14 protein-coding genes are annotated in these 16,503 nt (G+C 72.0%); 11 read left to right on the forward strand and 3 right to left on the reverse strand.

What is annotated here, in order from left to right; translation table 11 throughout:
* Positions 1-155: 155 nt before the first annotated feature.
* From NRK68_RS18005 to NRK68_RS18055, 11 genes are all read left to right on the forward strand, one after another.
* Entirely contained in the window at positions 156-1,799 is a 1,644-nt protein-coding gene (locus NRK68_RS18005) for a polyamine aminopropyltransferase (RefSeq protein ID WP_183066533.1), read from the forward strand.
* A gap of 32 nt (positions 1,800-1,831) precedes the next feature.
* Positions 1,832-2,683, forward strand: coding sequence for an SRPBCC family protein (locus NRK68_RS18010; RefSeq protein ID WP_257856218.1), 852 nt, complete (start codon positions 1,832-1,834; stop codon positions 2,681-2,683).
* A 50-nt stretch (positions 2,684-2,733) separates the two neighbouring features.
* On the forward strand, positions 2,734-3,516 hold the full coding sequence (locus tag NRK68_RS18015; RefSeq protein ID WP_183066535.1) for an aldose epimerase family protein: 783 nt from the start codon (positions 2,734-2,736) through the stop codon (positions 3,514-3,516).
* Positions 3,517-3,537: 21 nt separating this feature from the next.
* Complete coding sequence (gene pyrE / locus NRK68_RS18020) at positions 3,538-4,077, forward strand: orotate phosphoribosyltransferase (protein WP_183066536.1); 540 nt, start codon at positions 3,538-3,540, stop codon at positions 4,075-4,077.
* A gap of 238 nt (positions 4,078-4,315) precedes the next feature.
* On the forward strand, positions 4,316-5,338 hold the full coding sequence (gene fbaA / locus NRK68_RS18025) for a class II fructose-bisphosphate aldolase (RefSeq protein WP_183066537.1): 1,023 nt from the start codon (positions 4,316-4,318) through the stop codon (positions 5,336-5,338).
* A gap of 399 nt (positions 5,339-5,737) precedes the next feature.
* Entirely contained in the window at positions 5,738-6,151 is a 414-nt protein-coding gene (locus tag NRK68_RS18030; RefSeq protein ID WP_257856221.1) for a DUF3151 domain-containing protein, read from the forward strand.
* 166 nt (positions 6,152-6,317) lie between these two features.
* The gene (locus tag NRK68_RS18035) at positions 6,318-7,163 is read left to right on the forward strand and encodes a tryptophan 2,3-dioxygenase family protein (protein WP_046777794.1); all 846 of its coding nucleotides are present in this window, start codon (positions 6,318-6,320) and stop codon (positions 7,161-7,163) included.
* Positions 7,156-8,367, forward strand: coding sequence for a kynureninase (gene kynU, locus NRK68_RS18040; RefSeq protein WP_257856222.1), 1,212 nt, complete (start codon positions 7,156-7,158; stop codon positions 8,365-8,367). Before NRK68_RS18035 ends, kynU begins: the two co-directional genes overlap by 8 nt.
* Before the next feature lie 171 nt (positions 8,368-8,538).
* On the forward strand, positions 8,539-9,417 hold the full coding sequence (locus tag NRK68_RS18045; protein ID WP_183066539.1) for an alpha/beta hydrolase family protein: 879 nt from the start codon (positions 8,539-8,541) through the stop codon (positions 9,415-9,417).
* Positions 9,418-9,569: 152 nt separating this feature from the next.
* The gene (locus NRK68_RS18050; protein ID WP_257856223.1) at positions 9,570-11,213 is read left to right on the forward strand and encodes a hypothetical protein; all 1,644 of its coding nucleotides are present in this window, start codon (positions 9,570-9,572) and stop codon (positions 11,211-11,213) included.
* A gap of 203 nt (positions 11,214-11,416) precedes the next feature.
* Positions 11,417-13,087, forward strand: coding sequence for a PKD domain-containing protein (locus NRK68_RS18055; protein WP_257856224.1), 1,671 nt, complete (start codon positions 11,417-11,419; stop codon positions 13,085-13,087).
* Between the two features lie 47 nt (positions 13,088-13,134).
* Here NRK68_RS18055 and NRK68_RS18060 read toward each other — a convergent pair whose 3' ends face one another.
* The 3 genes from NRK68_RS18060 to NRK68_RS18070 all read right to left on the reverse strand — a co-directional run bounded on the left by NRK68_RS18060 (position 13,135) and on the right by NRK68_RS18070 (position 16,450).
* A complete protein-coding gene (locus NRK68_RS18060; protein WP_257856225.1) occupies positions 13,135-14,091 on the reverse strand; it encodes an MASE1 domain-containing protein in 957 nt (318 codons plus the stop codon).
* Positions 14,092-14,138: 47 nt separating this feature from the next.
* Positions 14,139-14,990 (reverse strand): PP2C family protein-serine/threonine phosphatase, encoded by an 852-nt coding sequence (locus NRK68_RS18065; protein ID WP_183066543.1) that lies wholly within the window; start codon positions 14,988-14,990, stop codon positions 14,139-14,141.
* Between the two features lie 176 nt (positions 14,991-15,166).
* Entirely contained in the window at positions 15,167-16,450 is a 1,284-nt protein-coding gene (locus NRK68_RS18070) for an adenylosuccinate synthase (RefSeq protein ID WP_046777800.1), read from the reverse strand.
* Between the last annotated feature and the right edge of the window lie 53 nt (positions 16,451-16,503).

Raw genomic sequence — 16,503 nt, forward strand, 5'->3', positions numbered from 1 at the left:
GCCATGCGAGGGACGGGCCGACGGGCGGGCGTGGCCGATCGGCGTTCTGTGGTGCGGGGTGCGCGATGTGGTTACGCCAACTGGCCGGATCAGTGCCCCACTTACACCCATGTGGGTGACCGGATGTGCGTGTGCGGTGACGTACGGTTCGCTTCATGATCGACCGTTCCGTCCCGCGCCGGGTCCTCCCGGCTCCGGAGCCGGGAGGCGCCGCGGCCGTCCCGGCCGCCCTGCCCGTACGGCCCCGGACCGGCCGACTCCTCGTCCTGGCCACCGTGTTCGTCTGCGCCGCCTGCGGGCTCGTGTACGAGCTGGAGCTCCTCGCCCTGGGCACCTACCTCATCGGCGACTCCGTCACCCAGGCGTCGATCGTGCTGTCCGTCATGGTCTTCGCCATGGGCGTCGGCTCCCTGCTCGCCAAACGCCTGCGGCACCGGCCCGCCCTCGGCTTCGCCGCCATCGAGGCCGGGCTCGCCCTCCTCGGAGGCCTCTCCGCCATGGCGCTGTACGCGAGTTTCGCCTGGCTGGGCGAGTCCCGTCCCGCGCTCGTCGCGTTCTCCTTCGCCATCGGCATGCTCATCGGCGCGGAGATCCCGCTGCTGATGGTCCTCATCCAGCGCATCCGCAGACAGGACGCGGGCGGCGCGGTCGCCGACCTGTTCGCCGCCGACTACGTGGGCGCCCTCGTCGGCGGCCTCGCCTTCCCCTTCCTGCTGCTGCCGATGCTCGGCCAGCTCACCGGCGCCATGCTCACCGGCACCGTCAACGTCGTCGTCGGCGGCGGGCTGGTCCTGTGGCTGTTCCGCCACGACCTGAGCAGACGCTGCCGCTGGCTGCTCGTCGCCGTGAACCTCGCCGTCCTCGTCGTGCTGGCCTCCGCGACCGTCCTCGCCGACGACTTCGAGCGGGTCGCCCGGCGCGCCGTCTACGGCTCCGAGGTGCGCGTCGCCGTCCAGACCGGGGTGCAGGAACTGGTGCTCACCGGCCCCGCGACCGGCTCCCCGCGCTCCCTCGACCTGTACCTCGACGGCCGCCTGCGGGTCAGCGGCTACGACGAGCACCGCTACCACGAGGCCCTGGTCCACCCCGCGATGACCGGCCCGCACGCCCGGGTCCTGGTCCTCGGCGGCGGAGACGGGCTCGCCGCCCGCGAGGTGCTCCGCTACCGGGACGTCTCCTCCGTCACCGTCGTCGAGGTCGACCCCGGCGTGGTCCGCCTCGCCCGCACCGATCCCATGCTTTCCGCGCTCAACGCCGGCGTGTACGCCGACCCGCGCCTGGCCGTCGTCCACCAGGACGCCTTCCGCTGGCTGCGCGGGCCCGCCGCGAACGACCGCTTCGACGTGATCGTCTCCGACCTCCCCGACCCCGGCATCACCCCCAGCACGAAGCTGTACTCGCAGGAGTTCTACGGGCTGGCCGCGCGGGCCCTGGCCCCCGGCGGCCGGATGGCCGTGCACGCCGGGCCGCTGGCCACGCGCCCCCGTACGTACTGGACCGTCGACTCCACGCTGCGCGCCGCCGGGCTGCGCACCGCCCCCTACAGTGCGGGCGGCCGCCTCACGGGCTTCGCCGCCGGACCCGACCGCACCCCCCTCGGCGGGACCGGCGAGCCGCCCCGGGACTGGGGCTTCGTCCTGGCCGCCCGCGACCAGGAGCCCCGGCTGCGCGTGGACCACGGGATGTCCGCGCTGAGCTCGCTGACGACCGGCTCCCTCCAGGACGCGGCGCGCGACGCCGAACGCTTCCGGATGAACGGACTTCCGCCGTCGACGCTGCCGCATCCGCGGTATTCGTGACCCGGTGGGGTCCAGGCCGTAGGCTCGACCGCATGGAGCATCAGGTGTTCGTCCCGGTACCGGCAGACGACCTCCGCGCCGTGCTGCGCGACCCCGCACGGGTGGCCCGGTGCGTGCCGGGACTCCAGCAGGACGCCGACACGGGCGTCGGCCCGCTCTCCGGGCGGCTCAAGGTGCGGGCCGGCGGGAGCACGGTGACCTACCGGGGGTCCGCGGCCGTCATCGAGCAGGACCCCGGCCACTTCACCATTGAGGGTGAGGGCACGGAGGTACGCGGCAGCGGCACCGTGAAGTTCTCGCTCGACCTGCGTCTGACCCCGGCCCCGGACGGGACCCGGCTGGACGTCACCGCCCACGCCACCGCCGACGGGCGGGCCGCCGCCTTCGCCCCCGAGGCCGCCGCCACCGCCCTGCGCAGGCTGCTCGACCGGGCCGCGGGCCGGCTGGCCGCCGGGTCCGTGATCGGCGACCCCGTCGCCGAGGCCGAGGAAGCGGCGGGGAACGAGGAGTCCGAGGCCGAGGACGTCGCCGGTCCGGCGGGGCCGGACGACGACGTCACCGAGGTCAGTGCCACGGTCTTCGAGACCGAGGTGCCGCCCCCGTCCCTGGACCCCTCCCTGGACCCGTTCCTGGCCGGCGGCTTCGAGGACCTCGACGCGGCCGGAGCCGCACGGCCGCCGGCCGAGGCCGCCCATGCCCGCCGCACCATGATCGGCCGCAGCGCCGAGGAGGTGGACCACGCGCCCCCGCGCGGCCGGTACGCCCCGGTGCCCGCGCCCGCCGCGACCGTCACCGGCGACAGCATGCGCTGGATCGCCCCGGCCGCGGCGCTCGCGGTCGCCTCGGCCGTCGTCATCGGCCGGGCCCTGCGCCGCCGCCGCTGACCTGCGCCCTCGACCCCTCGATCGACAAGACACCCCCTAATGTCGACCGCATGAGTACGCAACTGAGCGCCGGCGGCACCGAGGTGACTGTCGACCAGGAGAACGGCTGCCGGATCGGCAGTCTGCGCATCGACGGGACCGAGCTGCTGCGCCAGGGGCCGCGGTACGGATCGTTCCCGATGGTGCCGTGGTGCGGCCGTATGAAGGACGGCCGCTTCCACAACGGTGCGACCGTGCACCAGATGCCCCTCGACCACCCGCCGCACGCCCTCCACGGCCTCGGCCGTGACGCGCGGTGGCGGCCGGCCGGCGCCACCGCCACCGAGGCCGCCTTCACCTACGACCTCGTCGACCCGTGGCCGACCCCCGGCCGGGTCACGCAGGTCGTCACGCTCACCGAGGACTCGCTGACCCTCACCATGGGCGTCGAGACGTACGGGGACTCCTTCCCGGCCCAGGCCGGCTGGCACCCCTGGTTCCTGCGCAACCTCGGCGGCCAGGACGTGGAGATCTCCTTCGACCCCGCCTGGCAGGAGGAGCGCGGCGCCGACCACCTCCCCACCGGCCACCGCATCGACCGGAAGCCCGGCCCCTGGGACGACTGCTTCGGCATGCCCGACGGGGTCGACGTCACCCTCACCTGGCCCGGCGCCCTGGAACTGCGCATCACCAGCCGGTCCGAATGGGTGGTCGTCTACGACCAGGAGGACGAGGCCGTCTGCGTCGAGCCGCAGTCGGGCCCGCCGAACGGGATCAACACCGCTCCGCGCCTGGTCACCCCCGTCGACCCGCTGGAGGTCTCCACGACCTGGACGTGGCGGCGGCTCGGCTAGCCCGCAACTAAGCTCGTCGGCATGAGTGACGTACGGGATGCGCTTCTGCAGCAGATCAAGGACAAGGCCGTCGTGCACGGCAAGGTGATCCTCTCCTCCGGCCGGGAGGCCGACTACTACATCGACCTCCGCCGGATCACCCTCGACGGCGAGGCGGCCCCGCTGGTCGGCCAGGTCATGCTCGACCTCACCGCCGAGCTCGACTTCGACTGCGTCGGCGGCCTGACCCTCGGCGCCGACCCGGTCGCCACCTCGATGCTGCACGCCTCCGCCGCGCGCGGTCAGCGCCTGGACGCCTTCGTCGTCCGCAAGGCGCAGAAGGCGCACGGTATGCAGCGCCGCATCGAGGGCACCGACGTGAAGGGCAAGCGCTGCCTGGTGGTCGAGGACACCTCGACCACCGGAGGGTCCCCGCTGACCGCCGTGGAGGCCGTCCGCGAGGCCGGCGGCGAGGTCGTCGCCGTCGCCACGATCGTCGACCGCGGTGCGGCCGACGCGATCGCCGAGGCGGGCCTGCAGTACCTCACCGGCTACCGCCTCGAGGACCTCGGCCTGTCCTGACCGGCCACTGCGACATCTGGCGACACAGGTCCCCGGCCGCCGGTGAGACGGCGCTGACCTGGCCTTTCCCTGCGGCCCGGGATGTTTCACGTGAAACATCCCGGGCCGTTCGCCCACCACGTGAGACCGGCGGGCTGGACCCTTGCGCGGAGTCTGGAAAGATAAGCGCGACGATGACGTCGCCCCCAGGTCAGGGCCCGTAATAAGCACACTCCCCGCACATCCAAGGAGCGGACAGATGCCCATCGCAACCCCCGAGGTCTACAACGAGATGCTCGACCGGGCGAAGGCAGGCAAGTTCGCCTACCCGGCCATCAACGTGACCTCGTCCCAGACCCTGCACGCCGCGCTGCGGGGCTTCGCGGAGGCCGAGAGCGACGGCATCATCCAGATCTCCACCGGTGGTGCGGAGTTCCTGGGTGGCCAGTACAACAAGGACATGGTCACCGGCGCGGTCGCCCTGGCGGAGTTCGCGCACATCGTCGCCGCCAAGTACGACATCACCGTCGCCCTGCACACGGACCACTGCCCCAAGGACAAGCTGGACGGCTACGTACGTCCGCTCCTGGACATCTCCGCCGAGCGCGTCGCCCGCGGTCTGAACCCGCTCTTCCAGTCGCACATGTGGGACGGCTCCGCCGAGACCCTGGCCGACAACCTGGCCATCGGCCAGGAGCTGCTCGCCAAGGCCGTCGCGGCGAAGATCATCCTCGAGGTCGAGATCACCCCGACCGGCGGCGAGGAGGACGGCGTCAGCCACGAGATCAATGACGAGCTCTACACCACGGTCGAGGACGCGATCCGTACCGCCGAGGCCCTGGGCCTGGGCGAGAAGGGCCGCTACCTGCTGGCCGCCTCCTTCGGCAACGTCCACGGCGTGTACAAGCCGGGCAACGTCGTCCTGCGCCCCGAGCTGCTCAAGGACCTCCAGGCCGGTGTGGCGGAGAAGTTCGGCAAGGCCTCGCCGTTCGACTTCGTCTTCCACGGTGGTTCGGGCTCCACGGCAGAGGAGATCGCCACCGCGCTGGAGAACGGCGTCGTGAAGATGAACCTCGACACCGACACCCAGTACGCCTTCACCCGGCCGGTCGTGGACCACATGTTCACCAACTACGCCGGTGTCCTGAAGGTCGACGGCGAGGTCGGCACCAAGTCGAAGTACGACCCGCGCACCTGGGGCAAGGCCGCCGAGGCCGGCATGGCCGCGCGTGTCGTCGAGGCGTGCGCGAACCTGCGCTCCGCCGGCACCCGGATCAAGTAGTCGGCCGCCGCAGTCGCGGCAGCAGACGCACAGGAGGGCCCGGCCCCCGTCCCACGACGGAGGCCGGGCCCTCCGGCATTCACCGAAGCCGCTGGACGCCGGCCGCCCGTTCCCGCGGGACCACCGCGTCCGGCGGTGCCGGGCCCGACCGGACCGGGGGCCGACCGGACCGGGGCCCGTCCGGACCGGGGCCCGACCCGACCGCGGCCGACCCGACCCTGGCCGACCCGACCTGGCCCACCCGGACCGCGGCCGGGTGCCGACCGGGCCGGGGTATCCCCCGGACCGGGGCCGACCCGGCCGGGGGCCGACCGGGGCAGGGTTGTCACCGGACCCGGCCGGAGCTGCCAGGGGGAGACGGCGGGTTTTGCGGATCACCGCACCCGGCAGACTGGGGGCATGTCCATTCACCAGAACCTCCTCGGGGGCCCCGCCCCCACCCACCTCCCCGACGAGCCCGGCCGCGAGGCCATCGCCGCCGGCACCCCGGCCGTCGAGGTGGCCGCCGCGCACCCCACCTCCTCCCTCGCCTGGGCGGTCCTCGCCGACGAGGCCTTCGCCGCCGGCAGCACGGTGGAGTCGTACGCCTACGCCCGTACGGGCTACCACCGCGGTCTCGACGCGCTGCGCCGCGCCGGGTGGAAGGGCCACGGCCCGGTCCCGTGGGAGCACGAGCCGAACCGCGGTTTCCTGCGCGCCCTGCACGCCCTGGCCCGCGCGGCCGGGGCCATCGGCGAGAAGGAGGAGTACGAGCGCTGCACGACCTTCCTGCGCGACTCGTCCCCGACGGCCGCGGACACGCTGAGCGCCTGAGGCCGTACAGCGGGGAGTGACGCGCCGACATGTCGTGTGGTCTGCGTCACTCCCCGCTGGAGCGCCGGCGCGACGGGGTCCTATGATGCGGGCAGGGGACCGGGGCTCCACTCACCTCACGGAAGGAGCGGACCGCTACCCGGAAGCACGTGTCGAGGAGACAGCGATGTCGAACACCCTTGATGCCTCCGGAGTCGGCGGGGACACCCCGAACCTCGACTTCGACGGCACGACCCCGTACGAGGACTACGTCCAGGCGGACGTCCTCACCCACCTCCAGCACCTCCGCTCGGACGACCCCGGCGAGATGGTCTTCCTGGTCACGACCCAGGTCATGGAGCTGTGGTTCACGGTCATCGTCCACGAGTGGGAAACCGCCGCGAACGCGCTGCGCGAGGACCGCATCCCGGTCGCGATGGACGCGCTGAAACGTTCCCTTCGTGAGCTGGAGGCACTCAACGCCTCCTGGCGCCCGCTCGCCCAGCTCACCCCGGCGCAGTTCAACGCCTACCGCGGCGCCCTCGGTGAAGGTTCCGGTTTCCAGTCGGCCATGTACCGCCGGATGGAGTTCCTGCTCGGTGAGAAGTCCGCCTCCATGCTGGTGCCGCACCGCGGCGCGCCGCGCGTCCACGCGGAGCTGGAGAAGGCCCTCCAGGAGCCGAGCCTCTACGACGAGGTGCTGCGCCTGCTGGCCCGCCGCGGCCTGCCGGTCCCGGAGTCCGTCCTGGACCGCGACCTCTCGCAGCGCTACGAGGCCTCGGCCGAGGTCGAGGCCGTCTGGACCGGCCTGTACGCGGCCCCCGACGAGCACCTGGACCTCCACCGGCTCGGCGAGGTCCTCACCGACGTCGCCGAACTCGTCTGGCGCTGGCGCAACGACCACCTGGTGGCCACCCGCCGCGCGATGGGTGCGAAGACCGGCACGGGCGGTTCGGCCGGCGTGACCTGGCTGGAGAAGCGCGCGACGAAGAACGTCTTCCCGGAGCTCTGGACGGCGCGCAGCCATGTCTGAGACCTCCACGGACCCCGGGACCGACCTGCGCGACCGCGCGGCGGCCCTGGACGCCGCCGACGAGCTCGCGAAGCTGCGCGAGCGCTTCACGCTCCCCGACGGTGTCGTCTACCTGGACGGCAACTCGCTCGGCGCGCTCCCGGCCGGCGTGGCCGCGACCACCGCCGACGTCGTCGCCCGGCAGTGGGGCGAGCTCCTCATCCGCTCCTGGGAGGAGAGCGGCTGGTGGACCGCGCCGGAGCGAATAGGCGACAAGATCGCCCCGCTGGTCGGCGCGGCCCCCGGTCAGGTGGTCGTCGGCGACTCCACCAGCGTCAACCTCTTCAAGGCCCTGGTCGGAGGCGCCCGCCTCGCAGCTCCCGGCCGGACGAAGCTGCTCGTCGACTCCGCCACCTTCCCCACCGACGGCTACATCGCCCGGTCGGCGGCCCGGCTGGCGGGCCTGACCGTCGTCCCGGTCGACCCCTCGCGGGCGGCGGAGGCGATGGACGCGGACACCGCCGTGGTGCTCCTGAACCACGTCGACTACCGCAGCGGCCGGCTCCACGACCTGCCGGCCCTCACGGCGGCGGCCCGCGCAGCCGGCGCGGTCGTCGTCTGGGACCTGTGTCACTCCGCGGGCGCCCTGCCCGTGGGGCTCGACGAGCACGGCGTCGACCTCGCGGTGGGCTGCACGTACAAGTACCTCAACGGAGGCCCCGGCGCGCCCGCGTACCTGTACATCGCCGCCCGTCACCAGGACGCCTTCGACTCCCCCCTCCCCGGCTGGAACGGTCACGCGGATCCCTTCGCGATGACCCCGGACTACGAGGCGGCGCGGGGCGCGACCCGCGGCCGCGTCGGCACCCCGGACATCCTGTCCATGCTGGCGCTGGAGTCGGCGCTCGACGCCTGGGACGGCGTCGCCGTCGAGGCGGTGCGCGCCAAGTCCCTCGCCCTGACCGATTTCTTCCTCGCATGCGTGGCGGCGTACGTCCCGCAGGGCCTGGTGGAGTCGGTCACCCCGGCCGAGCACGAGCACCGCGGCAGCCAGGTCTCGCTGCGGTGCGAGAACGCCCGCGAGGTCATGGGCGAGCTCATCGCCCGGGGTGTCATCGGGGACTTCCGCGCACCCGACGTCCTGCGCTTCGGCTTCACCCCGCTCTACGTTGGTTTCGCCGACGCGGAGCGCGCAGCGCGCACCCTGGGTCACATTTTCGGGTGACGGGGTAGCGAAACGTCACATCGCTGGGCGGGCGGGGCTACGGCTCCGTCCGCCCGGTCATATTCCGGGCCCCGCACGGAACCTGCTGTTCCAGACTGATACGGTCCCGCTCTGCCGGAACACCGGAACATCTGTCCCCGCTGTCCCACGCGTTACCGAGAGGTTGAGCCGATGACGGACCCCGCCGCCGTGGAACGGGACGCCGCCGAGGCCGCCTCGGCCTTCGCCCATCCGGCGGTCGCACCGGACGTGACGGCCGCGTACGGGGAACACCCCGACCACGTCGTCGACTTCTACGCCCCGCGCGGCGAGAGCGGGGGACCGGTCCCGCTGGTGGTCGTCCTGCACGGCGGGGCGTGGCGGGCGCCCTACGACAGGCAACACGTCACCCCCTTCGCGGACTTCCTGGCCCGGCGCGGTTTCGCCGTCGCCAACGTCGAGTACCGCCGCGGCAGTTCCCTGCCGCGCCAGAACGCCGAAGGGCCGGTCGCCGGGCGCTGGCCGGAGACCTTCGACGACGTCGCCGCCGCGATGGACGCCCTCCCGGGCCTCGTCGGGACCGCCCTGCCGCAGGCCGATCTCCGCCGCGTGGTCGTCACCGGGCACTCGGCGGGCGGCCACCTCGCGCTGTGGGCCGCCGCCCGGCACGTGCTCCCGTACGGCTCCCCGTGGCGGCTGCCGGACCCGCCGATGCTGCGCGGAGTGGTGGCGCTGGCGCCGATCGCGGACTTCGCGGTGGCGGAGGAGCTGGGCGTGTGCGGCGGGGCGAGCGCGCAACTCCTGGGCGGCGCCGACCACTGGGACGAGCGGCTGCCGTCGGCCGACCCGGCGTCGCTGCTGCCGACCGGCATCGCCACGACGGTGGTCCACGGCCGGGACGACATCGTGGTCCCGCAGCAGGTGGCCGAGGCGTACGTGGCGGCGGCGGCGAAGGCGGGGGAGATGGTGGGGCTGACCCTCCTCGACGGGGTCGGGCACTTCCCGCTGATCGATCCGGCGGCGGACGCCTGCGCGGTGGTCGCGGAGGAGATCTCCCAGCTGGCCTGGTAGCGGACTCCGGCCTTCCGCGCACACCCCTTGTGACCAGGGCGAAAACCCGTGACGGAGATCGTCTGCCCGCTCGGTACGCTGATCAGGCTTTGACCGGAGAACGCTGAAGAGCACACAAAAATGGGGGGCCGGTGCGCAATCGCCGACTCGTAATGACCGCTGCCCTCGTGGCGGCGGGTCTCGGGCTCGTCCCGAGCATGGCCTCGGCCACCGAAGGGCCGTCGAAGCCCGTCGCGCCGGGCGCGCCGGGCGCGGCCAAGGCGGGGAAGGGAACGAAGTCCGCGGGCAAGAAGTTCCACAGCCCTGCCGACCGCACGGTCCGCACGGCATCGCCGGGCGCCGCCACCAAGGCCGCCGCCGACCACCCGGGAATCTCGGTGGAGATCGATGGCCGAAGTGACAGCGCGTACGGGCTTGTGATCGACACCAAGATCACCGCACCGGACTCCTCGCTCGACGTCGTCATCGACTGGGGCGACGGCCGGACGGAGAAGGCGAGCATCAAGGGGTCCGGCGCGCTGTCCCACGGGCACTCGTACGCCGAGCTCGGCAATTACACGGTGAAGGTCACTGCGACCGACGCCGCCAACGGAGTCCAGGCTGCCAATGAGGTCGCGTTCGTGACCCCGGGCGCCAAGTTCGTACCGCTCGAACCGACCCGGATGCTGGATACCCGCAACGGTACGGGCGCCGACGCCGGCAAGGTTCCCGGGCGGGGTTCGACCCGCGTGAAGGTGGCGTCCGGTCGCGACGTCCAGGACGGACTCACTGCGGTCGCCCTCAACGTCACCGTCACCAACACCACCGACAGCGGCCACGTCACGGTGTGGTCGGGGGACAAGAACGCCGGCCGGCCCGACACGTCGAACCTCAACTACACGGCCGGTGGGTCCGTCCCGAACATGGTCATCGTGCCGGTGGGCGCCGACGGCTACGTGGAGCTCTTCAACGGCGGCTGGAGCTCGGTCGACCTGATCGCCGACATCACGGGCCGCTTCGTCCGTGCCGGCGGCAGTGGCTACACCTCGATGACCCCGGCGCGGTTCGTCGACACCCGGGAGGGCCTGGGCACGCCCCAGGGCCGGCTCGCCGGGCGGGGTACCTTCAGCACGCAGATCGCCGGCCTGAAGGGGGTGCCCCAGGGCATCACGGCCGTGGCGCTGAACGTGACGGTGACCGACCCGAAGGAGGCCGGACACCTGTCCGTCTTCCCCGGTGGCCCGGCCCCGACCGCGTCGAGCCTGAACTTCACCGCCGGCCAGACGGTCGCCAACTCCGTGATCGTGCCGGTGAGCGCGGACGGCACGATCAGTGTCTTCAACGGCGCCTGGGCCGGTGCGGACGTGATCGTCGACGTCGTGGGCCACTACAACAAGGACAGCAGGGCGGCGTACCGGCCGATCGGTCCGTGGCGGACCCTGGACACCCGCGACCCGGAAAGCAGCTGGTGGGGCGGCCGCCTGCCGGCTCGGGGGTACGTTCCCCAGTGGTACGCGCCCGATGACGACCCCGCGGCCGACGAGGCCTTCGTGCTCAACACCACCGTCACCAACACGGTGGACTCCGGATTCCTCTCCGTGGCCCCGAGCCCCTTCCCGTGGCTGGTGAACGACCAGCCAGGGGCGCCCGTGCCGCCCCGGCCCGGTTCCTCCAGCCTGAACTGGACGAAGGGCGCCACCGTCGCGAACCTGGTGCAGGCCGGCAGCGGCGAGCACGGCATCGTCCACTTCTGGAACCAGGGCTGGAAGGACGCCGACCTGATCGTCGACTACTACGGCATCTACGAGACCGACTGATCCGCCGGTCCGCGCACGACGGCGAGGGCCCCGTCCGATCCCACGATCGGCCGGGGCCCTCGCCCGTTCTTCCCGGACATTGGGATCAGTTCGGGGCAGAAACGAGCCAACTCCCCCTGAGCGCACACGTCTTCGCGATCTCGCGGCTGAAGATCTGTGTACCCTGAAGCCCAGACCTGAGCACGTTCAAAAATGGGGGATCCGTGCGCAGCAGCCGTCTCGTAATTTCCGTCGCCGTCATTGCGGCCACCATCGGTCTCGCGCCGGGCATCGCCCAGGCCGCGGAGCCGGTCGCGCAGGAGCCGGTCGCACAAGGGGTGGGCGCGCCCGCCGTGGACCTGGCCAAGGCCGCGGCGCCGAACCTGAGCACCTTCAAGAGCCTGGCGGAACGTTCCGTCCGCAAGGCCCTGCCCGGCGCCAAGGGCGGGGTCTCCGCCCAGCAGGCGGCCGGCAACCCGGACCTGGCCCTCGTCCTGAACGCCGCGGCCACCACCGCCCACGCGTTCGACCTGGAAACCACCGTCATCAGTGCCGACTCCACCCTGAAGGTCACCGTCGACTGGGGCGACGGCAGCACCCCGGACGGCATGGACGCGTACGGCTCGACCGTGCTGAAGAGCAGTCACACCTACGCGAGGCTCGGCCGGTACACCGTCCGGGTCACCGTGACCGACCCCGCCAACCAGGCCGAGGTCGTCAACGACTTCCAGGTCATGACCGCCGGTTCGGACTTCGTCGCGCACACCCCGACCCGCCTGCTGGACACCCGCGACGGGACCGGCGCGGTCCGGGGCAAGGTCCCGGCGTACGGTTCGACCCGCGTGAAGGTCGGCGGCAACGGGGCGATTCCGGAGGGGGTCACCGCCGTCGCCCTCAACGTGACCGTCACGAACACCACCAGCGGCGGCCACATCACGGCCTTCGCGGAGGACACCGAGCGGCCGACGACCTCGAACGTGAACTTCGAGGCGGGCCAGTCCGTCCCGAACCTGGTCATCGTGCCCGTCGGCAAGAACGGCTACGTCGAGCTCGCCAACCGCGGCTCGGAGTCCGTCGACCTGATCGCCGATGTGACCGGCTACTTCACGCGCACCGATGCCGCCGGCTACACGCCGATGACGCCGGTCCGGTTCGTCGACACCCGTGAGGGCCTCGGCACCGCCCCCGGCCAGGTGGCCGGGCAGAAGACCTTCGGTACGAGGATCAGCGGCCTGCGCGGAGTGCCGGAGGGCATCACGGCCGTGGCGCTGAACGTGACGGTGACCAACCCGAGGGAGGCCGGGCACCTGTCCGTCTTCCCGGGCGGCGGGAACGTCCCGAGCACCTCCAACCTGAACTTCACCGCCGGCCAGACGATCGCCAACTCGGTGATCGTGCCGGTCGGTCCCGACGGCACCATCGACGTCCGCAACGGCGCCTGGGCCGGTACGGACGTGATCGTCGACGTCGTCGGCTACTACAGCACCGACAGCAAGGCCGCCTACATGGGCCTCAAGCCCGTCCGGGTGCTCGACACCCGCGACCCGCGCTGGACCCACGGTCCGCTGATGGGCCGCGGCTACATCTGGCAGGCGCTGTCCCCGGGCGAGCCCGGTATCGCCGGCTACGTCCTCAACGCGACGGTCACCAACACCGCCGGTGCGGGCTTCCTGTCGGTCGCCCAGGACCCCAACACGCTGGAGCAGTACCGGGAGGGCCGCCGGGTCCTCCCGGAGCGCCCCACCGCCTCGACCCTGAACTGGACCGCCGGCAAGACCGTTCCGAACCTGGTCCAGGCGGGCTCCGGGAAGAACGGCATCGTCGACTTCTGGAACCAGGGCTGGGACAGGACCGATCTCGTCGTCGACATCTTCGGCTACTACGAGAGCAACTGATCCACCGCCGGGTGCCCCCGGGGACGGCCTCGGCCGCCCCGGGGCGTTCAGCGTTCGGGCGGTCTGCCGCCCGGGGCCAGGTGCTCCACCAGCTCGGCCAGGTCCTCGCAGACCTGCTCGATCCGCAGCCGTACGTTGTTCTGCTCGGTGACCAGTGCGGACAGCAGCAGCCCCGTCAGCGCGGCCGCTCCGTTGAGGGCCTGGAGGTTGACCATCAGCTCCAGCAGGCTGTACTCGGTGAACGGTCCGACGTGATCGTGCGCCGCCGAGATCGCCAGGACCGAGATCAACAGGGTGCACGGCGCGCTCCCGGCGAACTGGAAGCGTACGGCCGCCCAGATCAGCAGCGGGAAGACGAGGAAGAGCACGGACAGGTGGCTCCGGGTGGCCACGAGGGTGACGATCACGGACGCGACCGCCAGGGCCGACACCTCGGCCAGCCGGTAGTCGTCCCGGGGCAGCCGGGCCCGGCGCAGGACCAGCAGCAGCGGGGTCACGACGAGCACCCCCATGGCGTCCCCGACCCACCAGGCCGCCCACACCGGCCAGAATTCGCCCCGGGGCAGATCGCCGGTGAGGACGAGGGTCCAGGTCCCGGCCGTCGCGCTGAGCAGCATCGGCAGCAGGCCGCCCAGGAAGACCAGCGCCAGCGCGTCCCGCAGCCGGTCCATCTGCGGACGGAAGCCCGCCCGGCGCAGCATCAGGTACGCGCACACCGGCGCGAGGGTGTTCCCCGCGAGGATGCCGAGGTCGCTGAAATCGAACTCGCTGATGCGTTCGATGGCGAAGTAGGTGCCGAGGGAGATCCCCGGCCAGACCCGCAGGCCCAGCCAGAGCAGCGCGGCGAGCGCGATCCCGGTGGGCAGCCACAGCGGGGTGACCTCGGCGCCGTCGACGGTCACGCTCTGGCGCAGGCCGATCCGCCCGCCGATGTAGTAGGCGACGGCGACAGCGAGGATCAGCAGGAGCAGTTCGGCCGGACGTCGCCATCCCTCGGTGCGCACCGCATCATCAGACAACAGCCCACGCACCGCGCGGGGCGTGACACGCGCTAGGGAAGGTCGGCGTCATCCGCTGCCGGGGCGGGTGCCGCCGCGTCGTGGCTGAGGACGAGCACCGCGGCGTCGTCGGCGTGGCCCGTCGAATCGGCCACCTTCATCACCTCGGCGGCGAGCTCGGCCGGGTCGGTGCCGGCCGCCTCCCGGACGACCCTGACCACGCGCTCCAGGCCCGCTTCGAGCGGGAACCGCGGGCCCTCGACCACGCCGTCGGTGAGCAGCACGATCGATCCCGCCTGTGTCAGCCGTCGCCGGGTCACGGTGTACGGCGATCCGGGTACCAGGTTCAGCGGCAGCCCTCCGCGGTCCTCGGCTATGCCGTACCGGCCGTCGACCGTGGCCCAGACGGCCGGGACGTGACCGGCCCGGGCGCTCTCCAGCTCCCAGGTGTCAGGGTCGAAACGGAGCAGGCTGCAGGTCGCGAAGAGGTCGCGGTTCATCGAGAGCAGCACCTCATTGGCCCGGCTCAGTACCTCGCCGGGGTCGACGACCACGGCCGCCACGGCGCGCAGGCAGATCCTGACCTGCCCCATGAAGGCGGCGGCGTCGACGTCGTGCCCCTGGACGTCGCCGATGCAGAAGGCGAGGGCGCCCTCCGGCAGCCGGAAGCCGTCGTACCAGTCGCCGCCGATGTCCAGGCCGTGCCGGGCGGGCGAGTACCGGGCCGCCGTGCGCAGCCCCGGCAGACACGGCAGCGCGGTGGGCAGCATCTCGCGCTGCAGGGCCTCGGCCAGTTCCACGCGGGCCTGCTGGAGTTCCACGCCCTGCCGCGCCTGCGCGGTCAGCTTGCCGAGCATGCTCAGCAGGTCTGCGCTGGCCACCCGCGGGGGACGGCGCCGGCTCATGGATGGCTCCGACGATGGTGCATCCGTCCCTGCTTCCGCCGTGGAAAGGACCAGCCCATCATATTTCCGCCCACCCCGACCGCGCCCCCCGAGACGGCGTCGGCCGGGCGGCCGATACGCCGGAGGGGCGGGACGCCGTGTGCGCGTCCCGCCCCTGCCGGTGGTGCGTGTCCTGCTTACAGGAAGGAGTTGATCTCGATCGTCTCGGTGCGGCCGGGGCCGACGCCGATCGCGGAGATCGGGGCGCCCGACATCTCCTCCAGGGCCTTGACGTAGGCCTGGGCGTTCGCCGGCAGGTCCGCGAAGGTCTTGGCCTTGGTGATGTCCTCGGACCAGCCGGGGAGGTATTCGTAGATCGGCTTCGCGTGGTGGAAGTCGGTCTGCGAGTAGGGGAGCTCCTCGACACGCTTGCCGTCGATCTCGTACGCGACGCAGACCGGGATCTGCTCCCAGCCGGTCAGCACGTCCAGCTTGGTGAGGAAGAAGTCCGTGAGACCGTTCACCCGGGTGGCGTAACGTGCGATCGGCGCGTCGAACCAGCCGCAGCGACGGTCACGTCCGGTGGTCACGCCGCGCTCGCCGCCGATGCGGCGCAGGTCCTCGCCGTCCTGGTCGAACAGCTCGGTCGGGAACGGGCCCGCGCCGACACGGGTGGTGTAGGCCTTGAGGATGCCGATGACACGGCTGATCTTCGTCGGGCCGACGCCGGTGCCGGTGCAGGCGCCGCCGGCGGTCGGGTTCGACGAGGTGACGAAGGGGTAGGTGCCGTGGTCGACGTCGAGCAGGGTGCCCTGGCCGCCCTCGAAGAGCACGACCTTGTCCTCGTCCAGCGCGTTGTTGAGGATCAGGGTGGTGTCGGCGACGTACGGCTTGATCTGCTCCGCGTACTGGAGCATCTCCTCGACGATCTGGCCCGCCTCGATCGCGCGGCGGTTGTAGAGCTTCGCGAGGAGCTGGTTCTTGCCCTCCAGCGCCGCTTCGACCTTCTGCGTGAGGATCGACTCGTCGTAGAGGTCCTGGACCCGGATGCCGACGCGGTTGATCTTGTCCGCGTAGGTCGGGCCGATGCCGCGACCGGTGGTGCCGATCTTGCGCTTGCCGAGGAAGCGCTCGCCGACCTTGTCGAGGGTGACGTTGTACGGCGTGATCAGGTGCGCGTTGCCGCTGATGAGCAGCTTGGAGGTGTCGATGCCGCGCTCGTTGAGACCGCGCAGCTCGGAGAGCAGGACGGCCGGGTCGACCACGACGCCGTTACCGATGACCGGGGTGCATCCGGGGGAGAGGATGCCGGAAGGGAGAAGGTGCAGCGCGTACTTCTGGTCGCCGACGACGACCGTGTGGCCGGCGTTGTTGCCACCCTGGTAGCGCACTACATAGTCAACGGATCCACCGAGCAGGTCGGTGGCCTTTCCCTTGCCCTCGTCACCCCACTGAGCTCCGAGCAGCACAAGAGCGGGCACAGGCGTACACCTCTTCCGGATGGGGCATGTCCAAGGTCAGGGGGGCGTACGAC

It is taken from the genome of Streptomyces yangpuensis, from assembly GCF_024666385.1.
GTDB classification, from domain to species: domain Bacteria; phylum Actinomycetota; class Actinomycetes; order Streptomycetales; family Streptomycetaceae; genus Streptomyces; species Streptomyces yangpuensis.

What these genes read in the sequence shown, in the direction of transcription:
- NRK68_RS18005 (WP_183066533.1), top strand. Translation starts at nt 156, where the DNA reads ATGATCGACCGTTCCGTCCCGCGCCGGGTCCTCCCGGCTCCGGAGCCG.
- NRK68_RS18010 (WP_257856218.1), top strand. Translation starts at nt 1,832, where the DNA reads ATGGAGCATCAGGTGTTCGTCCCGGTACCGGCAGACGACCTCCGCGCC.
- NRK68_RS18015 (WP_183066535.1), top strand. Translation starts at nt 2,734, where the DNA reads ATGAGTACGCAACTGAGCGCCGGCGGCACCGAGGTGACTGTCGACCAG.
- pyrE (WP_183066536.1), top strand. Translation starts at nt 3,538, where the DNA reads ATGAGTGACGTACGGGATGCGCTTCTGCAGCAGATCAAGGACAAGGCC.
- fbaA (WP_183066537.1), top strand. Translation starts at nt 4,316, where the DNA reads ATGCCCATCGCAACCCCCGAGGTCTACAACGAGATGCTCGACCGGGCG.
- NRK68_RS18030 (WP_257856221.1), top strand. Translation starts at nt 5,738, where the DNA reads ATGTCCATTCACCAGAACCTCCTCGGGGGCCCCGCCCCCACCCACCTC.
- NRK68_RS18035 (WP_046777794.1), top strand. Translation starts at nt 6,318, where the DNA reads ATGTCGAACACCCTTGATGCCTCCGGAGTCGGCGGGGACACCCCGAAC.
- kynU (WP_257856222.1), top strand. Translation starts at nt 7,156, where the DNA reads ATGTCTGAGACCTCCACGGACCCCGGGACCGACCTGCGCGACCGCGCG.
- NRK68_RS18045 (WP_183066539.1), top strand. Translation starts at nt 8,539, where the DNA reads ATGACGGACCCCGCCGCCGTGGAACGGGACGCCGCCGAGGCCGCCTCG.
- NRK68_RS18050 (WP_257856223.1), top strand. Translation starts at nt 9,570, where the DNA reads ATGACCGCTGCCCTCGTGGCGGCGGGTCTCGGGCTCGTCCCGAGCATG.
- NRK68_RS18065 (WP_183066543.1), bottom strand. Translation starts at nt 14,990, where the DNA reads ATGAGCCGGCGCCGTCCCCCGCGGGTGGCCAGCGCAGACCTGCTGAGC.